General features: G+C 67.5%; 16 protein-coding genes and 3 pseudogenes. 4 read left to right on the plus strand and 15 right to left on the minus strand.

Translation table 11 applies throughout. From position 1 onward, the window contains the following. Position 1 precedes the first annotated feature (1 nt). Entirely contained in the window at positions 2 to 466 is a 465-nt protein-coding gene (locus ACFYWY_RS19805) for a helix-turn-helix domain-containing protein (protein ID WP_389187966.1), read from the minus strand. 493 nt (positions 467 to 959) lie between these two features. Here ACFYWY_RS19805 and ACFYWY_RS19810 point away from each other — a divergent pair, with 493 nt between their 5' ends. After that, the gene (locus ACFYWY_RS19810; protein WP_389187968.1) at positions 960 to 1349 is read left to right on the plus strand and encodes a TraR/DksA family transcriptional regulator; all 390 of its coding nucleotides are present in this window, start codon (positions 960 to 962) and stop codon (positions 1347 to 1349) included. A 29-nt stretch (positions 1350 to 1378) separates the two neighbouring features. Here ACFYWY_RS19810 and ACFYWY_RS19815 read toward each other — a convergent pair whose 3' ends face one another. The 4 genes from ACFYWY_RS19815 to ACFYWY_RS19830 all read right to left on the minus strand — a co-directional run bounded on the left by ACFYWY_RS19815 (position 1379) and on the right by ACFYWY_RS19830 (position 7649). Further along, positions 1379 to 2905: an SDR family oxidoreductase gene (locus tag ACFYWY_RS19815; protein ID WP_389187971.1), complete on the minus strand. Its 1527-nt coding sequence runs from the start codon at positions 2903 to 2905 to the stop codon at positions 1379 to 1381. A gap of 88 nt (positions 2906 to 2993) precedes the next feature. Then, positions 2994 to 5069, minus strand: coding sequence for a SpoIIE family protein phosphatase (locus tag ACFYWY_RS19820; RefSeq protein WP_389187974.1), 2076 nt, complete (start codon positions 5067 to 5069; stop codon positions 2994 to 2996). A gap of 289 nt (positions 5070 to 5358) precedes the next feature. Continuing rightward, complete coding sequence (locus ACFYWY_RS19825; protein ID WP_389187977.1) at positions 5359 to 6615, minus strand: DUF418 domain-containing protein; 1257 nt, start codon at positions 6613 to 6615, stop codon at positions 5359 to 5361. After that, the gene (locus ACFYWY_RS19830) at positions 6612 to 7649 is read right to left on the minus strand and encodes an alpha/beta hydrolase family protein (protein ID WP_389187980.1); all 1038 of its coding nucleotides are present in this window, start codon (positions 7647 to 7649) and stop codon (positions 6612 to 6614) included. The genes ACFYWY_RS19825 and ACFYWY_RS19830 overlap by 4 nt, the downstream gene beginning before the upstream one ends. Positions 7650 to 7808: 159 nt before the next feature. On the opposite strand from ACFYWY_RS19830, the gene ACFYWY_RS19835 reads away from it, so the two are divergent. Next, a complete protein-coding gene (locus tag ACFYWY_RS19835; RefSeq protein ID WP_389187983.1) occupies positions 7809 to 8480 on the plus strand; it encodes a GNAT family N-acetyltransferase in 672 nt (223 codons plus the stop codon). Positions 8481 to 8551: 71 nt separating this feature from the next. Further along, complete coding sequence (locus ACFYWY_RS19840; protein WP_389187986.1) at positions 8552 to 9442, plus strand: PaaX family transcriptional regulator C-terminal domain-containing protein; 891 nt, start codon at positions 8552 to 8554, stop codon at positions 9440 to 9442. Positions 9443 to 9489: 47 nt separating this feature from the next. Here ACFYWY_RS19840 and ACFYWY_RS19845 read toward each other — a convergent pair whose 3' ends face one another. The 7 genes and pseudogenes from ACFYWY_RS19845 to ACFYWY_RS19875 all read right to left on the minus strand — a co-directional run bounded on the left by ACFYWY_RS19845 (position 9490) and on the right by ACFYWY_RS19875 (position 12324). Beyond that, a complete protein-coding gene (locus ACFYWY_RS19845; RefSeq protein WP_389187989.1) occupies positions 9490 to 9642 on the minus strand; it encodes a PQQ-binding-like beta-propeller repeat protein in 153 nt (50 codons plus the stop codon). Then, a pseudogene (locus tag ACFYWY_RS19850) lies at positions 9599 to 9787 on the minus strand (PQQ-binding-like beta-propeller repeat protein); the annotation flags it as partial. The pseudogene ACFYWY_RS19850 and the gene ACFYWY_RS19845, both read right to left, overlap by 44 nt. A gap of 437 nt (positions 9788 to 10224) precedes the next feature. Then, complete coding sequence (locus ACFYWY_RS19855) at positions 10225 to 10773, minus strand: immunity 49 family protein (RefSeq protein WP_389187991.1); 549 nt, start codon at positions 10771 to 10773, stop codon at positions 10225 to 10227. A 113-nt stretch (positions 10774 to 10886) separates the two neighbouring features. Then, complete coding sequence (locus ACFYWY_RS19860; protein ID WP_389187994.1) at positions 10887 to 11258, minus strand: toxin-antitoxin system YwqK family antitoxin; 372 nt, start codon at positions 11256 to 11258, stop codon at positions 10887 to 10889. An 81-nt stretch (positions 11259 to 11339) separates the two neighbouring features. Continuing rightward, positions 11340 to 11971, minus strand: a pseudogene (locus ACFYWY_RS19865) (immunity 49 family protein). A gap of 54 nt (positions 11972 to 12025) precedes the next feature. Then, positions 12026 to 12190, minus strand: a complete 165-nt coding sequence (locus ACFYWY_RS19870) for a hypothetical protein (RefSeq protein ID WP_389187997.1) — start codon at positions 12188 to 12190, stop codon at positions 12026 to 12028. A gap of 11 nt (positions 12191 to 12201) precedes the next feature. Then, entirely contained in the window at positions 12202 to 12324 is a 123-nt protein-coding gene (locus tag ACFYWY_RS19875; protein ID WP_389188000.1) for a hypothetical protein, read from the minus strand. On the opposite strand from ACFYWY_RS19875, the gene ACFYWY_RS19880 reads away from it, so the two are divergent. Further along, positions 12317 to 12802: a hypothetical protein gene (locus ACFYWY_RS19880; RefSeq protein WP_389188003.1), complete on the plus strand. Its 486-nt coding sequence runs from the start codon at positions 12317 to 12319 to the stop codon at positions 12800 to 12802. The genes ACFYWY_RS19875 and ACFYWY_RS19880 overlap by 8 nt on opposite strands. Before the next feature lie 3 nt (positions 12803 to 12805). Here ACFYWY_RS19880 and ACFYWY_RS19885 read toward each other — a convergent pair whose 3' ends face one another. From ACFYWY_RS19885 to ACFYWY_RS19895, 3 genes and pseudogenes are all read right to left on the minus strand, one after another. Beyond that, positions 12806 to 13228, minus strand: a complete 423-nt coding sequence (locus ACFYWY_RS19885; protein ID WP_389188006.1) for a hypothetical protein — start codon at positions 13226 to 13228, stop codon at positions 12806 to 12808. A 424-nt stretch (positions 13229 to 13652) separates the two neighbouring features. Continuing rightward, on the minus strand, positions 13653 to 14513 hold the full coding sequence (locus ACFYWY_RS19890; RefSeq protein ID WP_389188009.1) for an immunity 49 family protein: 861 nt from the start codon (positions 14511 to 14513) through the stop codon (positions 13653 to 13655). Further along, positions 14510 to 15990 (minus strand): annotated as a pseudogene (locus ACFYWY_RS19895) (hypothetical protein); the annotation flags it as partial. The gene ACFYWY_RS19890 and the pseudogene ACFYWY_RS19895, both read right to left, overlap by 4 nt.

The raw sequence follows: 15990 nt of genomic DNA on the forward strand, positions 1-15990 counted from the left end.
GTCACGCCTCTGAGCTGCCGTCGGGCAGCCCGACCGCCTTGCGCAGTTGTTCCACAACGGTGAGGGCAGCGTCCTGCATCTCAGGGGGCAGGCCGGCCGCCCGCATCGCGATGCGTTCCACCCGTGCGTCCCGTAGTGCTTCGATCTTCCGCAAATCCCGCTCGACGGCCTGGGCGGTGGCGGAGTCGCTGAAGTAGTCCAGCGGAATGCCGAAGAACTTGGCGATCTTCACCGCGTTCTCCAGACTGGGCTTCTGAGTGCCTTTGCGCAGGTTCCCGATATAGGTGCCGCTCAGACCGGTCCCTTCAGCGATCTCCGAGTCGCGCCAGGGACGGCCCAGATCCTTCGGATAGATCACCGAGATCACGCGCCGGAAGCGAGCCGCGAAGTCCAGAGAGTCCGCCGGCTCCTCACCTTCGCCAGGTCGAAGAGCCGACGCTTCTGAGCGTGGAGGATCGGTGGCCATATGCCGGATCATAGAACTCTCCGGCCCTCAGCGTGGATCCTCGTACCGCACCGATTCAAACGATCGTTGCGAACAAGCGGACCAAAAAGCCCAGTTGACGCAGAATCATCACTGATTGCCCATCAGGCAATCAACAATAGTTGACACAGTCTCAACTCAAGTGCAGGATCGACCACGCTGGCGCATGCGCCTCAGGGCCGTTCCTCGCGGCCCCCGGATCCGCAGCCGCTGGGCGTCGCTGCCTTACGGGGGTGGGCAACAGCGCCCGGCGATGCGTCCCTCGGGCCGCGTCCGTCAGCCAAGGCAAGGCTGCCCGGGTGGCCGAGGATGTCACCGCACTCACCGCGATGGATGGCGGCGACGCCAAGTCGGCGGCCGCGGGCCGAGCCGCGAGAACCCGCAGGTCACAGGTCATGGACAGGGTTCTCGGCACCCAAGGCGCGGGGCGAGGGGCGCGCGGAATGCGAACCCGAGTGCTGATGTTGTTGTCTTGGTGAGCGATTCTTCAGCTGATGCCCCTTTCCCCCCGGTCACGCGTGAGCCCGTCCGCGAGCGGCTGGCGGCCGAACGTGCCGGCACGAGCGCCCAGATCGCGGCATTGAGCCGTGACTTCGACGGGATCGTCGCGGCGAATGCCATGGTGGCGGTCGACGACGAGCACGACCCGGAGGGGTCGAGCACCGCCTTCGAGCGGGCCCACGTCGCCTCGTTGCTGGCACAGGCGCGCGACCATCTGGCCGATGTGGACCGGGCGCTGGAACGGCTGGAGCGAGGCGACTACGGGCGGTGCGAGGGATGCGGCGAGCCGATCCCGGCGGAACGCCTGGAGGCACGCCCGGCCGCCAGCACCTGCGTGCGCTGTGCCGCGGCCCGCCCTCGCTGACCGTAGAGGGCTGCGCTCGGATGCACCGCTCAGTCCGGACTCGCGCCGAGGCCGTCATGGGCGGCGTCCGCCCGGTGCGCCGCCTTCGCGATGTTGCGGGCCATGCCGCCGAACACGACCGCATGGAACGGCGACACGCTCCACCAGTAGACATGCCCGAGCAGACCGTGCGGGTGGAACAGCGCCCGCTGCCGGTAGCGCGCCCCGCCCTGCTCGTCCCGGTCGGCGTACATCTCCAGCCAGGCCAGCCCCGGCAGGCGCATCTCGGCACGCAACCGCAGCAGCCGGCCCTCTTCGATCTCCTCCACGCGCCAGAAGTCCAGCGAGTCCCCTACCCGCAGCCGTGCGGCGTCCCGGCGGCCACGGCGGAGTCCGGCGCCTCCGGCCAGCCGATCGAGCCAGCCCCGTACCGCCCAGGCGAGCGGGAAGGAGTACCAGCCGTTGTCACCGCCGATCCCCTCGATGACCTGCCACAGTGCCCTCGGTGAGGCGTCGACAGCACGCTCGCGCCGGTCGTTGTAGAGGCTGCCTCCGGCCCAGTCCGGGTCCGAGGGCAGGGGATCGCTCGGAGCGACGGGCGGCGAGGCGGAGGACCAGCGGGTGGCCACCTGGGCGTCGCGTACGCGCTGAAGGGCCAGGGTGAGGGCCTGGTCGAAGCCGATCGGTGCGCCGGGCGGATCGGGTACGTACTGGGCGATCTCGTGCTCGCGGCAGACGACCTCGTGGCGCAGCGACTCGGCCAGCGGCCGGGCGAGGGAGGGGGGAACAGGAGTGATCAGGCCGATCCACAGGCCGGAGAGACGGGGTGTCAGCATCGGTACGCGCAGGATGAAGCGGTGGGGCAGGCGGGACACCACCGCGTACCGCCGCATCATCTGCTCGTACGTCACGACGTCGGGCCCACCGATGTCGAACGCGCGGTTCACCTCGTCGGGCATCCGTGCACTGCCCACCAGATACCGCAGCACGTCCCGGACGGCGATCGGCTGGATGCGGGTACTGACCCAGCTCGGGGTGACCATGACCGGCAGCCGCTCGGTCAGGTAGCGCAGCATCTCGAAGGACGCCGAACCGGAGCCGATGATGACCGCGGCGCGGAGCACGGTCGCCGGCACCGCCGAGCGGAGGAAGATCTCGCCGACCTCGGCGCGGGAGCGCAGATGGGGTGACAGTTCGCGTTCCGGCACATCGGCCGGGGTCAGCCCGCCCAGGTAGACGATGCGCCGTACGCCCGCGGCGCGGGCACGCTCGGCGAAGGCACGGGCGGCCGTCCGGTCGGTTTCCTCGAAGTCGTCCCCGGCCCGCAGGGCGTGCACGAGGTAATAGGCGACATCGATACCGCGCAGAGCGTCGCCGACCGAATCCGGGTCGGTCACGTCCCCGCGTACCACCTCGGCGCGTCCCGCCCAGGGGTGATCGCGCAGCTTGTCCGGAGACCGGGCCATGCACCGTACGCGGTACCCGGCGTCCAGCAAGTCGGGCACCAGCCGGCCTCCGATGTACCCCGTCGCGCCTGTCACCAGACAGTGCAGGCTCCGCGTGTCCCGGCCGCTCATGGAAGCCTCCGATCCGCCGGCCGCTCCCATGCCACTTTCGCCCCTGCGGACGGATTCCGCTCATGGGGCGACCGCGGCGAAGTACGGGCTACGGACTACGGGGAGGACTGCGACGTACGCGGGCGAGTACCAGCACCGTGTCGTCGTCCGGCGGGCCGGGCAGCAGGTTCGAAAGCATGCGGTCCGCTGTCCCTTCCAACTCGTCCGAATCCCGGCGCAGTTCATCGCGCACCGCGTCCAGTCCCTCTTCGATGTCCCGGCCACGCGCTTCGATGAGGCCGTCCGTATACAGGGCGAGAACAGCGTTGTCGGCAAGGTCGATCTCGGTCGTTCTGAAGGGGTGGCCGCCGACTCCAAGGGGAACCCCCAGGACGTCGCTGATCGTCTCGACCGTGCCGTCCGGGTGGCGTACGAGGGGCGGGGGGTGGCCGGCGCTGGCGATGCGGGCGCGCCCGGTGGCGGGGTCGTACTGGATGTACAGGCAGGTCGCCAGCTCGATCCCCGCCTCCTGGGCACAGGCGTCGAGCTCGGCGAGCAGGGCGTCCGGTTCCTGCTTGTGCCTGGCCAGTGCCTTGGCGGTGATACGCAGCCTTCCCATGGCCGCGGCGGCCGGCACCCCGTGTCCCATCACGTCGCCGACGACCAGGGCGACCCGGTCGCCGGACAGGTTGATCACGTCGTACCAGTCGCCGCCGACCTCGGTGATGTGGCTGCCGGGCACGTAGCGGTGGGCGACCTGTACGTACGGGCTGGTCCCCAGGGCGCTGGGCAGCAGCGCGCGCTGGAGGGTGAGCGCGATGTCATGCACTCGGCTGTAGAGACGCGCGTTGTCCAGGCAGAGCGCGGCGCGGGAGGCGAGCTCACTGGCCAGGCTGTGGTCCTGCTCGGTGAAGGCGGGGCGGGCCGCGGAGCGTCCGAACATGGCGATGCCCTGGACCGTGCCTCGGGCGATGAGCGGGGCGATGAGGATGCAGGCCAGACCGCTGTCTCTCAGTAGCTGGGCGCGGGCCTGTTGGATGACGGTCCGGGTCATGAACTCGTCGTCCACCAGGACAGAGACGGTGCGGCCCGTTCGCAGCATCTGGTGGATTGCGGAGCCCGGCGGGTATGTCACGCTCTCCAGTCCGCTCACGAGTTCGGTGGCGGGTGGGGGCAGGATGGTCCCGGAGGCGATACGGCGGGTGATCAGCGGCCGTTCCGGGTCGAACACCTCAGGCTCGTCCATCCACTCCACGACCTCGACGACGGAGGCATCCGAGAAGTCGGGCACGGCGGCGTCGACCAGCTCCTGGGCGGTGACGTTCACGTCCAGGGTGGTGCCGATGGAGGCTGCGGCCCGGTCCAGCAGAGCCAGCCGCTGTCGACCGGCAGTCGCTTCCCTGATGGCCTGCTCCCGGTCGGTCACGTCCACCAGCAGCCCGCCCAGTCCGGGCCGGCTGCCGACTGCCCGGCTGAGAGGGAAGAAGCTCACCGACCGCACCTGATCACGATCCGGGTGACCTGGCGTGCGCACACCCACCAGAGCGCCCACGACAGGTTGTCTCTCCTCGGCGACGCCTCGCAGTACCCGCTCGTACTCACCTCCGTCGGACGTGATCATGATTTCGTCCATCCGCCGTCCGAGGTGCTCCTCGATGGGGACTCCGTCCATATCGGCGAGCGCCTGGTTGAGGTGGACGTAGCGCAGGTCCTCATCGAGCATGACGAGGCCGATGGGGCAGGTCTCGAAGAGCGAATCAAGGAAGGCCAGATTGGTCTTCACCCGATCGAGCTCGTCACTTCGGCTGGCCAGGGCCATGACCACCGAACGCCCCCCGGCGCCGGTCACGGGGAACACCCTGAAGCCGCAGTCGAAGACCGTGCCGTCCCGGTGCAGTGCCCGCAGTCGGCCGCGCCAGTACCCGAAGGTGCGGCCTGACTCCGCCAGCCGGACCGATGCGCCGGCGGCGCCCCGTGGCGGTTCCGGAAAGAGGACGCCGAGGGGTTTGGACAACAGCGACGCGGAGTCGTGCCCGAAGAGGTCCTGCGCGCCAGGACCCCAGTAGCAGATCCGGTCGTCTTCGTCGATGCCGAAGACCGCAATGCGCACCTGCTCCAGCAGCGTCCCGGGCTCGGACCGGAGCAGGCCGGGAGCCTTCTCGCCCCCCGGCCGATCTGACGGCACCGACTGCCTCCTTCCACGGCGGCACGCATTGTTCGAGTCCGCCGACGGGACGCCGGACACGGCTCAAGCCTGCCTGACTCCATTGTGCGGAGGTCGAGGCGACTCTGTATGCCCGGAGGGTGGGCCACCGTGACGTGGCGGAACGAGCGGCTCACGCGGTCGGCCCTTCCGTGTGTCAGCCCGGCGTCGCTCGGTTGCTGTACGTGATCGGGGCCGCGGCCAGCCATTGCGGCCCCGATCAGGTGGACCTCAGTACCGGGCGGGGCGCCCGGACGCGGACGCGTCCTCCTCACGGGCCTGCCGCTGCTGATTCCGCACGGGAGACTGAGCCACGCTCTCGGTTACGCCAGCGTGGGCGGGCAGCGTTGGTCACCGCTCGCAGCAGCCACTCGACAGGACCGTAGGGGTGACGGCGCAGCCACCACCGGCCGGCCACGATCTGGCATGCGAACAGGGCCAGCGCGATGCCCGCCACCAGCGGCGGTGGCACGCGGCCCACCAGGGCGGCACCGAATCCGGTGAAGAGCAGGGCGCAGACCAGTGACTGGGTGAGGTAGTTGGTCAGGGTCATCCGGCCCGCCGGAGCCAGGACGGCGGCGAGGCGCCGGCCTCGACCGGTGGATATCAGCTGCAGCACGGTGGCCGCATACGCGGCGGCCAGCAGAGGCGCGGTCACCACATCCGCGCCCAGCGCGAAAAGCTGGTAGGCGGTGCCCGGATGCTCCAGGCTCGCGTGCGCGTAGACCACGCCACCGGCCAGCCCGATGGGGAAACCGGCCAACTGCAGCCGTCGCAGCACCTGTTCGTGGCGGGTGACGTCGGCGAGGACCTGGTGCTTACCTGCGGCGAGACCGAGCAGGAAGGCGGCCAGAGCAGCAGGGGCTTGGAAGAAGGCGAGCATGAACGCGACATCCGGCAGCTGATCGATGTGCGCCCCGATCACCGAACCCGGGCCGCCGCGCAGCGCGCCGGTGCCCTGCTCGGCGTGGGCTGCCACGGAGGCCGAGTCGATGCCGTCACCGCCCGCGGCGTGCTGGGCGAGGCCGAGCAGCAGGTAGCCGGCGGCTGTGACCGTGAACAGCACGAGCGCGACGCGCACCGCCGTGCGGGGTCGGCTGTGGCGAGCGATGAGCAGGATCAGGCCCAACAGGGCGTAGGTGGTGAGGATGTCACCGGGGAAGAGAACGACGGCATGGAAGGCGCCGATCGCGAACAACGCTGCGAGGCGGCGCAGGAACCGGGGGACGAAGGCGACGCCCCCGCGTTCGGCGGACCTCAATTGCAGGGTGAAGCTGTAGCCGAACAAGAAGGAGAACAGCAGGTAGAACTTGGCCTCGAACAGCATCGCCACCAGAAAGCGCACAGCGCGGTCGGCAGTTGAGTCGAAGCCGGGGTCCTCGAGGCCGGTGCCATGGTAGGCGGAGGCGAGGTAGGTGATGTTGACCATCAGGATGCCGAAGAGTGCGAAGCCGCGCAGCGCGTCGATGTCCGCGATCCGTCGCACTGCCGCACGTGCGGCCGTCGGCGGGGGCGTCGTGCCGGTCACGCCGTCCCTCCCTTGCTGTCGTCGTCGACGTGGTGGAGGAAGCGGCGCTGGTCGGCGAGGAACCCGGCCGCGAACAGCGCCCTGGGCGCGAAGAGAGCCGTCAGCGTCACCCTGACCTCCGATTGCTCAACGCCGTGCTTCACCAGGGAGTGAGTGGCGTCGGGATAGTGCTCGACCTGCAGGCCGGGGCCGGGGCCGGGGAGCAGCTTGCGGTAGACGGTTTCGGTGTCGGCGACGTCGACATTGATGTCGTGACCGGCCAGGATCAGCAGGACGGGCGTCCCGCGAATCGCCCGCAGGTCTGCCGTGGCGTCGGCGGTGTAGTTCTTCGAGACGAACCGCCACCGGTCGGCCGTCATGCCCTGGGCGTCGCCGACTTCAGTTCGGTACTCCTCGAACGACGCGCCACGGCGCAGCAGTTGCAGCGTGGTCTCCCGCCGCCGGAGCGCCGCATCGACCTGCTCGGCGGAGGCGCCGTCCTCGCGCAGCTGGGCGAGGAGGTTGTAGCGGCCTTGCTGCTGCCAGTTCACGGCTGGGGATACGGCGATGACGAACTTCAGGCCGGGAGTACGGGCTGCGACCTTGGGCAGCACCCATCCCGCCTGGCTCGCGCCCCACAGTCCGATGCGCCGACTGTCGATGTCCGGCCGCTTGCGCGCCCAGGAGATGGCAGCCATGGTCTCGTCGGCCCGGTCCTCCATGCTCTGGTCCAGCCAGTTGCCCGCCGAGCCCCCAACTCCGGGCTTGTTCATGGACAGTGAGGCGTACCCGGCTCTGGCGAACGACTCCCACAGCGGCCGGTAGAAGGTGTCATGGGTGGCGTCGACCGGCCCGTCCCCGTGAACGAAGACGACCAGCCCGTACGGCCCACGTCCCTCCTTCGGCGTGGCCAGCACGCCATCGAGCGCATCTCCACCCTGCCGGATGGTGACTCGCTCCTCCCGGATGTTGTAGGAGTTCTGCCAGATCACCACTGCGCCCAGCCCCGCTGTCACCAGCAGCAGGCCGGTCAGGGACCAGACCACCGCTTTCACCAGGCGACTCCTGCCCCCGGGCACAGTCCCGCGTTGTCTCGATCGCACAGCCCCACCAAACTATCGATTACAAAACGTTCGTTTAGAATACGAACGTACTAGAGTGGATAGCGACATCGCTAGGCGCGACGCAGGACGAGAAGCGAGGAGGCCTTGGGAATGGCCCAGCCGGAGGACAGACCGGAGTACAGACGGGACGCGAGGAACACCGCTGAAGGCGGACCCGTACCGATATCCGTCCAGCGAGGCGTGCCGGACGGAGCCGAGGAACGCGTCGCCGAGCTGTACTGGGAGGCGTTCGGTCGGAAACTGGGCGCGGCCCTCAACCCACCCGCCACAGGCAGGCAGTTCATCGCGACGCATCTGCACCGGGACCGGGCCGTGGTGGCACTCGCGGGTGACCGGGTAGTGGGAGTGGCCGGCTTCCAGCTCGAAGGGCGCGGGCTCACCGGCGGAGGCGTGGCCGATGTCCTCACTACGTATGGCCTGTTCAGGGGAGTCCCACGACTCGCACTTCTGGCCGTGCTCGAACGAACCCCGGCACCACGGCAGCTCGTCATGGACGGCATCGCAGTCGACGCGGACTTCCGCGGCAACGGCATCGGCAGCCTGCTCCTACGGGAGACGTTCCGTGTCGCCGCCGACCATCGCTGCGACGAGGTCCGGCTTGACGTCATCGACGTCAATCCCCGCGCACGCGCCCTCTACGAACGGCACGGGTTCACCGCGGTCCGCACCGAACAGACGCCCTACCTGCGACGTCTGATGGGGTTCGGCGCCGTCACCACCATGCACCGCGCCATCGCCCCACCCGCCGGAGAGCGGCCGTGACGAGCGGGGAGGTGACCACCGGAGAAGTGGTCACCGGGGAGACGCGCATTCCACACGCCTATGCTCGGCCCATGCCCGAAGCCGCCCCCGAGATCCCCACCCGCCTGCTCGTGCATGCCATGGTCCGCGAGGACGGCACGGTCGACGCCGGCGAGCTCTACACCGTCGCGGGCACCCTGGGAATGAGCGATCAGCAAGTACGGCTGTGCATCAAACGACTCGTCGCCGAAGGCGGTTTCACGCACGAAGGCCGCGGCCGCAAAGCCCTGCTGCGTGCCACTGCCGATGTCACGGGATCCCTTGCGCCGAACGTCGGCTACGTCCGCTACGCGTACCAACAGGACCACGGCCAGGCCCCCTGGGACGGCATCTGGCACCTCTTCGCGTTCGCCATCCCGGAGTCAGCGAGAGCCGCACGGGACATCCTGCGCGACACCCTCCTCAAGCTCGGCGCAGCCGCCGTGCAGGGCGGCCTGTACGTCAGCGCCAACCCCATCGAGGAACACGTCGAGGCACAGGCGCGGCACCTCGGCATCCTGGATGCCGTCACCTTCCTCACCAGCGGCGACCTGCGCATCGGCGAACACCGCGCCCCCACCGAGCTGGCATCCGCACTCTGGCCCCTGGCTGAGATCGCCGACCGCTACGACCGGCTAGCCGTACTCGCCCAAGCACGGCTCGACCAACTCGACGCCGCCGCAAGCCCGACCGACACCGAACGGCTGACCATCGCCATCGAACTCGCGGCCGAGTTCACCCGCGCCATGGAACCCGACCCCCTCCTCCCACCCGAGCTCCTCCCTCAGCCCTGGACCGGCACACACGCCCGCCACCTGGCGGCCCGCTGCTGGACCCGGCTCCTCGAGCACCAAACAGTCACGGCGACGGACACCCATCCACGGCCGCGCCTCTTCAGCCTCTACGCCGACGCCATCCACGACGCCGCACATCAAGCAGGCTGAGCCTCGCCGAGGTGCTCGTGCGCTGGGGCGGGGTCGGGGGCGGGGCGTCAGGCTCGTACGGCGTAGAGGTAGCCGTCGCCGCAGGTGACGAAGACCGCTCCGGCGACCGCGACTGGGGCCGAGGGGCTGCCTTCCAGTCGAGCGCGGCCCCGGCGGTGTGAATTTCCAGCGCTGCGTTCCGGTCTGCGTATCCACCGCATACAGATTCGTGTTGTCGCTGGCGAAGTGGACCGTGCTGCCGGAAGCGGCCGGATTCGACCCGAGGATGTCGGCTGATGCCATCGGACGCGTCCAGGCTGGGTCGGTTAACCGCGAACCTCGGCCCCCTTTCCGGCCGTCAGCCAGTCACCCGCAACGAGCGCCCCCACTGGAAGAGTTGGAGCGCGCGGCAGCCTACGCACGACGCGAGACCGACACTAAACCCCTGAGACCCTGCCGACGACGCTCGCCGAACTTCTCCCAGATGACGACCTGTTGGCGCCACACGTCGAACCGCCGGCCGCCTGACCGCACAACGCTCGTGATCAATACACGTAGGACATGGGAGTGTTGTGCAGGCTCAAGGGGGCTCCTACGCAGCTCAAGCCCACAACACCCGGATGAACGAGGGAAATCAAACTTCGTCCCCCTGCGGATCGCCCGCACAGCACGACATGGCCACGGTCAAGGTGCAGTCAGGAGCCCGGGAACGGGACATCTCTGATCCTTCAAGGCGATCGAGTACCCGACTGGTGCTCTCCAAGAGCGCTGCCATGTCCTCCTGAGTTGCCTCGGCAGGGAAGTCATGACGGGGAACGCTGATGGTCACTTGTGCCTCGGGTGGGGAACTCGCCCAGCAAGCTTCGGTTCAGGAGCTGAATAGGGAGGTAGTCCGATGCGACATCGAGGGGGAAGTCGCCGTCGTAGGCCAGACACGCCACCGCCAGCGGTCCAATGGCCCAGAGGCCCCTGACATCATTCGCACGGTCGTCTGTCTCGCTCCAATACGCTTTGTGAAGCTCAAGCGCTTCCGTCAGAGCGGCGTTGAAACCCTCATGGTCCCGCTTGACGAAACGGTAGAAGAGGTTGATCGGCGGATAAGAAATCTGCTGAAGCCAGTCACGCGGAGCGATCTGCACCGCGTCGGGGTGGGACTGCTGGAACGCCAGCGTGAGCGCCTCCACCATGTCCCCCTGCCGTTGTGACCAGTAAGCCTGCAAGGCGGCAACCCAGTGGTAGAGGTATTCGTCGTGCTGGACCCCGGACGCCCGGAGCGTATCCAACGGAATCTCGCACAATTCGGTCATCCGGTTCTGATCACGGCAAATAATGGCGTACCAGGGACTGCGCATACGCCTGATCGTCAGGCCCTGGGCCGCCGTGCCGCGTCACCAAGTTCTCCGTCTCGAGCTCGAAGCCGAACTCTTTTTCTTTGGGAGCTGGGGTCCGCCAGAGACGAGATCGGTCAGTCGGACGCCTTTTCCCAGTTCTTCGTGGAGCAGCCGTTCTCATCCCATGCTCGATCCGCCAGCATGGTCAGTCCGTCCTCCGCGAAAACCTTCTCGGCGGCAAGCTTGCCGTTGGGATGCCATTCCTTCGAAGTTCCTACTGGGCGACCCATCAGCGCCTGCCCTTCGGAGCGAAGAGCGCCGTCCGGATACCATTCACGACTGGCTCCGTGCTGGACGCCATCGACATAGTTGTCCAAGCTGATGAGAGCGTCTCCTGTGCACTCTGTAACCTCTCCGGTGAAGAGCTCTCCCCTGTACAGCAAACGACCTCCGTAATCCATGTCGACTTCGGGGTCGTCAATATCAATTCGTTCTACCGCAGCCATCAAGGGATCCAATTTTCGTCAGTCGGCGGATTGCCCGTGAACCGCCCGGGAGATCGTGGCCGCCGCCGATGGTCTGCCTGCTTACGTGGGGAACTCGCCGCACCAGTTCCGCCCCAGGAGGGTGGCGGGCAGGTACTCCGACTCGACCTCGATGGGGATGCCCGCGTCGTGGGCGAAGCAGGCGATGGCGAGCGGCGCGAGCGCGACAAGGCTCGGGATGGTGAGGGCTCGCTCCTCGTCGCTCCAGTACTCCTTGTGCCACTGGAGGGCGGCGGCGAGCGCACGGTTGAAGCCCGCGTGGTCCTGGCGGACGATCCGGTGGAACATCTCCATCGGCGGGTACAGCAGCTTGCCCACCGCCTCCGGGTCGGTGACGGACTCCGGGTCCGTGCCGTCGACCGCGACCACCAGCTTCTGGCCGAGGTCGGGTCTGCCGAGCCAGTAGGTCTGGAAGGTGTCGACCAGGCGTACTGGAACTCGTCGAAGCGCGAACCGTTCTCGCGAAGCAGGGACAGCGGCACCTGGCACAGGGCCGTGATCCTGTCCCGTTCCCGGCACACCACGGCCAGGTAGAAGGCGGTGAGCCAGGTGTTCGGGTGCACATACCACTGCGGGCCAGTGGCCTGGAGTATCCGGTCCTTGTGCGCAATGCGGCACTGCACGTGATCCTCGGTCGTGGTCGTGGCAGCGAACACGGCGGAGCCGACCTGCATCGCGTTCACCCAGGCATCCCACGTGGGGAAGATCGACCCTCCCGGGTCCACCAGTCAGTGCGCCTTGGCCAGGGTGAGCGTGGTGCCCAAGGCATCGCCCAGCCTGGTGGAGCGTGCCTCCAGCCCGTCGATCAGCTCCTGTGCGTTGTTTTGGAGCACGGCGAGGCCCGCTTCCGCGTTCCCCGTGGGAAAGGGGTGGCGGGGGATGATCGAGACCAACGCGATTCCCCTTAGAAGAGCTTGAGGTGGTTGAGCTCGGCCCCAGCATACTTGCCGGTGTTCTCGGCAGCCTGGACGAGACCGAAGCGCAGGGTCTTGAAGTGGAGGTCCAGTTGGGCTGCGGGGATGAGCAACCTGTACGTGGTGGACCTTGCTTTGAACCTTCGGGCGTCGGTACCGAGCGCCGTAGTCGCCGATCTGCGATGGCATCTCGGCATCAAGATCGACGAGAACGGGGAAGACCGATCCAGTGAGACGGGCGACAGGTTTCCCTTGCTTGCAGCGCGCGGGGCCGCAGTACGCATCGGCGGGGTCCTGGTCGACGAGCTTGTCCAGGCAGCCGCCGGACGAGTTCTGACGGTTCGTCAAGAGGCACATGCCGAAGTCATGCCCGAGCTGGAGTCGCTTGCGGAGCGGCGCGTCTGGCACGCCAGCACTCAGGGAGTCTTCGGCCAGATCCGCTTCTACAAGGACGACGTTCCCGAACTGTTGATCAACACCGTCTGGGACACTGGTGAGGCTGCCGCTGGCTCCGGAGGGAACCGCGTCCGCTTGATGGGAGAGGGGTTTTCGATCCTCGATCGCGAAATCCCATGCCCCAATCCGGCCTAGATCTCACTCATGAGGCGTCGACACGAGGTGCAGCACGACCTCGGCGTTCGCAATCATGCGCCCGATTTCAATGGGGAGATTTTCGAATTCCTCCATCACTACGTCATAGGGCTCTACACGATACATTTTCCCGTCCAAACCCTTGGCCTCAATCACGTAGCGATAGCCGGCCGGTGAGCTCTGGTCGGTGACCTTCCTCCAGGCAGCACTGCGGCGACGCACCAGCAAGTCGCCCAGGTACGACGTCAAATCCGTGTGGAGAGTGATCCAGTCCGATTGCTCGAACTCGCTCAGCGGCAGGCGGTCCACATAATTCTGAAGGTTGAGCAGGAGCGCCAACGGGTCTTCCGCATATCGCTCGGGCGCCACACCGAGCATCGTCGCGACGCCGACAGCGTTGCGGTGCGCCCCCTCCGTCCATTCCAAGACCTCTACGCCTGCCCATCCGGCTTCCCGTTGTTCATTCCGCACGGCCTCTCAGTCGACCCGTGGCGTCCCAGCCGCATTGCTGCCGTACGCAGCCAGTTCTTGGACTTCATAGCGTTTTCCGCTTCACGTCTCTCATGGAATGGTTGATCATAGGTTTCTGTTGTGGATCTGATCGAGCGGGTGCGGCTGAGCGCCTTGGGATCGGGCAAATGCTGCCGATCGGGCCTGTGTCGGCCGCGACACCAGTAGCGACATCGGCTGTCCATCTTCTGCCCGATTAGTGATCACTGATGCGATGTGGGCGCGGATCGAGCCGTTGATCCCGGCCGTGCAGGACCGCCTTGTTCAGAGCCGTAACCGAACATGGTCGACGTCGCCGCCACGCCACTCGCGTTGAGCGTCGGGAAGCGTCATGGGCGCCTCAGGTGGGGAACTCGCCGAGCCAACCACGTTCGAGCAGATACTTGGGCAGGTAACCGGACTCGACCTCGATCGGGAGCTTCCCGTCGTAGGCCAGGCACGCCATGGCCAGCGGCCCCAGAGCCATGGTGCCGTCGATGTCGGCTTCCCGTTCCTCGTTCAGGGTCCAGTACGCCTTGTGCAGCTTCAGCGCCTCCACCAGGGCCGGACTGAAGCCCTCTTCGTGCTTGCGCACGAAGTGGTAGAAGAGGTTGATCGGCGGATAGAGCACACCCTGCAGCAGGTCGCGCGGAACGGTCCGCGCTACTTCGGGGTTCGACCCCTCGATTGCCGCGATGAGCTTGTCCACCAGGCCCGGACGCTGGAGCCAGTACGTCTGCAGGACATCCACCCAGTGGTACATGAACTCTTCGTACTGACCCTCCGGTGAACGCAAGCGCTCCAACGGGATCTCGCACAGCTGCGTCATCCGCTGCTGCTCACGGCAGACGACCGCCAGCCAGAACGCCGACAGCCAGTTCCCCGCATCGGCGAACGGCTGGGGTCCGATCACCGGAACAGTCCGCATCCTCCCGTTGATACGGCACTCCACGGTCCCCTCGCTCGCACCAGTCACGGCAAACAGCGCCGAGCCCAACTGCATCGCGTTGACCGTGGCTTCCCACGTCTCCAGCTTCGCCGCTTCCGGGTCAGCCACACAGTGGGCTTGCAGTGCCATGAGAGCGGTGCTGAACTCGAAGTCGATCATGTCTGTCGACTCTTCGAGTTCGTCGATCCGCCTGGCCACTCGCTCACTCAATCGCTCCGCGAACTGCTCGGCATCGGGTCCCGGTACGCCATGCCGGGCAACAATCACGGTCACGGAAGAGTCCCCTTGCTGATGTCGAACCGCCGGTACTGGTAGCCAGTGTACGTGCCTGCGTTCTTCTCACCTTTGACGACGACGTACTCCAACTTGCCATCCTTGAGCGCCTTCCGTAGATCATCCACGAGATCCATTTCGCCGCGCTTTTCCATGATCCGGAGAATGTCGAGGAAGTATTCCCTGCTTCCCTGGGAAACAGACCTTCTACTGGGAGGGGGAAGTGTACGCGCGCCGAGATCCGTACCGGGGCTGCTTTTGGCCTCGATGACGACAATCCGTCCGTCGTCGTGCTTCCACACCTGGTCGAACTGGTCATTACCGTTCTTCGGGCCGAGGAGATCCTCCTTCTTGAAGTCCGGGTAACGCTCGGCGATGAAGTGGTGCTCGGCTGCCGCCTCACCGAATGCCTCGGTCGCGTTGCCCATCTCCGTGTGGGATTCCTTGTAGGTCCCCCTGGCCTCTGCCCACGCCCCGGCAGAGTCGGGGGTGCCGCGGACTTCGTGGGCCCTGCCGGTCTCCGCCTTCCACGCCTCGACGAGGTTGTCCCACTCCACGGCGAAGTGGCGCGTCTGAGCGGCCTCGTCAAGCACTCTGAGCCGGGCCGGACTCGTGACGGTGTTCGCGCCCACACCGATGTAGTCGTCGTCGAGGAAGTGGGGTTCGGGGGCCTCAGGAGCGTCCTTGGCACGAATCCACGGGCCGTTCTCCGACATCTGGGTGAGCTGGGTCGGGCTGTACCCGCTCTCGTCCTTCAGTGACAGGCGCAGGCGGTGACCGTTCTTTTGGTAGTACTTCTCGCGATAGCCCGGCTCTTCGTTCGCGCGATAGACCTGGATCTCTTCGATCTGCTCCAGTGTGAGCCGTCCGCGCGGTCCGTAAGGATTCGGACCATCCAGCATGAACTCGGGACGCGGCACGGGCTGGCGCGGGGCCGGGGTGCCGCCGGCCGGGTGGTCCCCGGCAGGCGTGGCCGCGTCGTCGCCGGCGCGGGCCGCGTCGGCGCCCGCGTTGTCGGCGCCGCTCTCACGCGCGCGGGCAGCGTCGTCGAGGGCATCCATGCCTGGGGGCTCCGGGCGCGCCGGGAGACCTTCGTCGACCGCCCCGGTCGGGAGGTCGCGGCCGCCGCCGCCTGTGCCCGGGGGCTCGGTGCGGGGGCCCGGGACGGTGTTGTCGCCGAGGTTGCCGCCGGGCGGAGTGTTTCCGGCTCCGGGGGTGTTGTCGCCGGTCCGGCCCGCGCCGCCCGCCGTGTTGTCCAGGTTGTTGGTCGGCAGGTTGTTGCCTGCCGTGCCGCCGGGGAGGTTGTTGCCGGCCTGGCCCGTCGGCAGGTTGTCGCCGGCTCCGCCGCCCGGCGTGCGGTCGACCGCTCCGGCGCCCGGTGCGTCGTCGCCCAACCGCCCCACATCGCCGAGGTCGTTGCCGAGGCTGTCGCCGAGGCGGGTGACACCGCCCGCGTTGTCCCCGACGTGAGCCGCGC

It is taken from the genome of Streptomyces sp. NPDC002870 (assembly GCF_042888505.1).
Classification (GTDB): domain Bacteria; phylum Actinomycetota; class Actinomycetes; order Streptomycetales; family Streptomycetaceae; genus Streptomyces.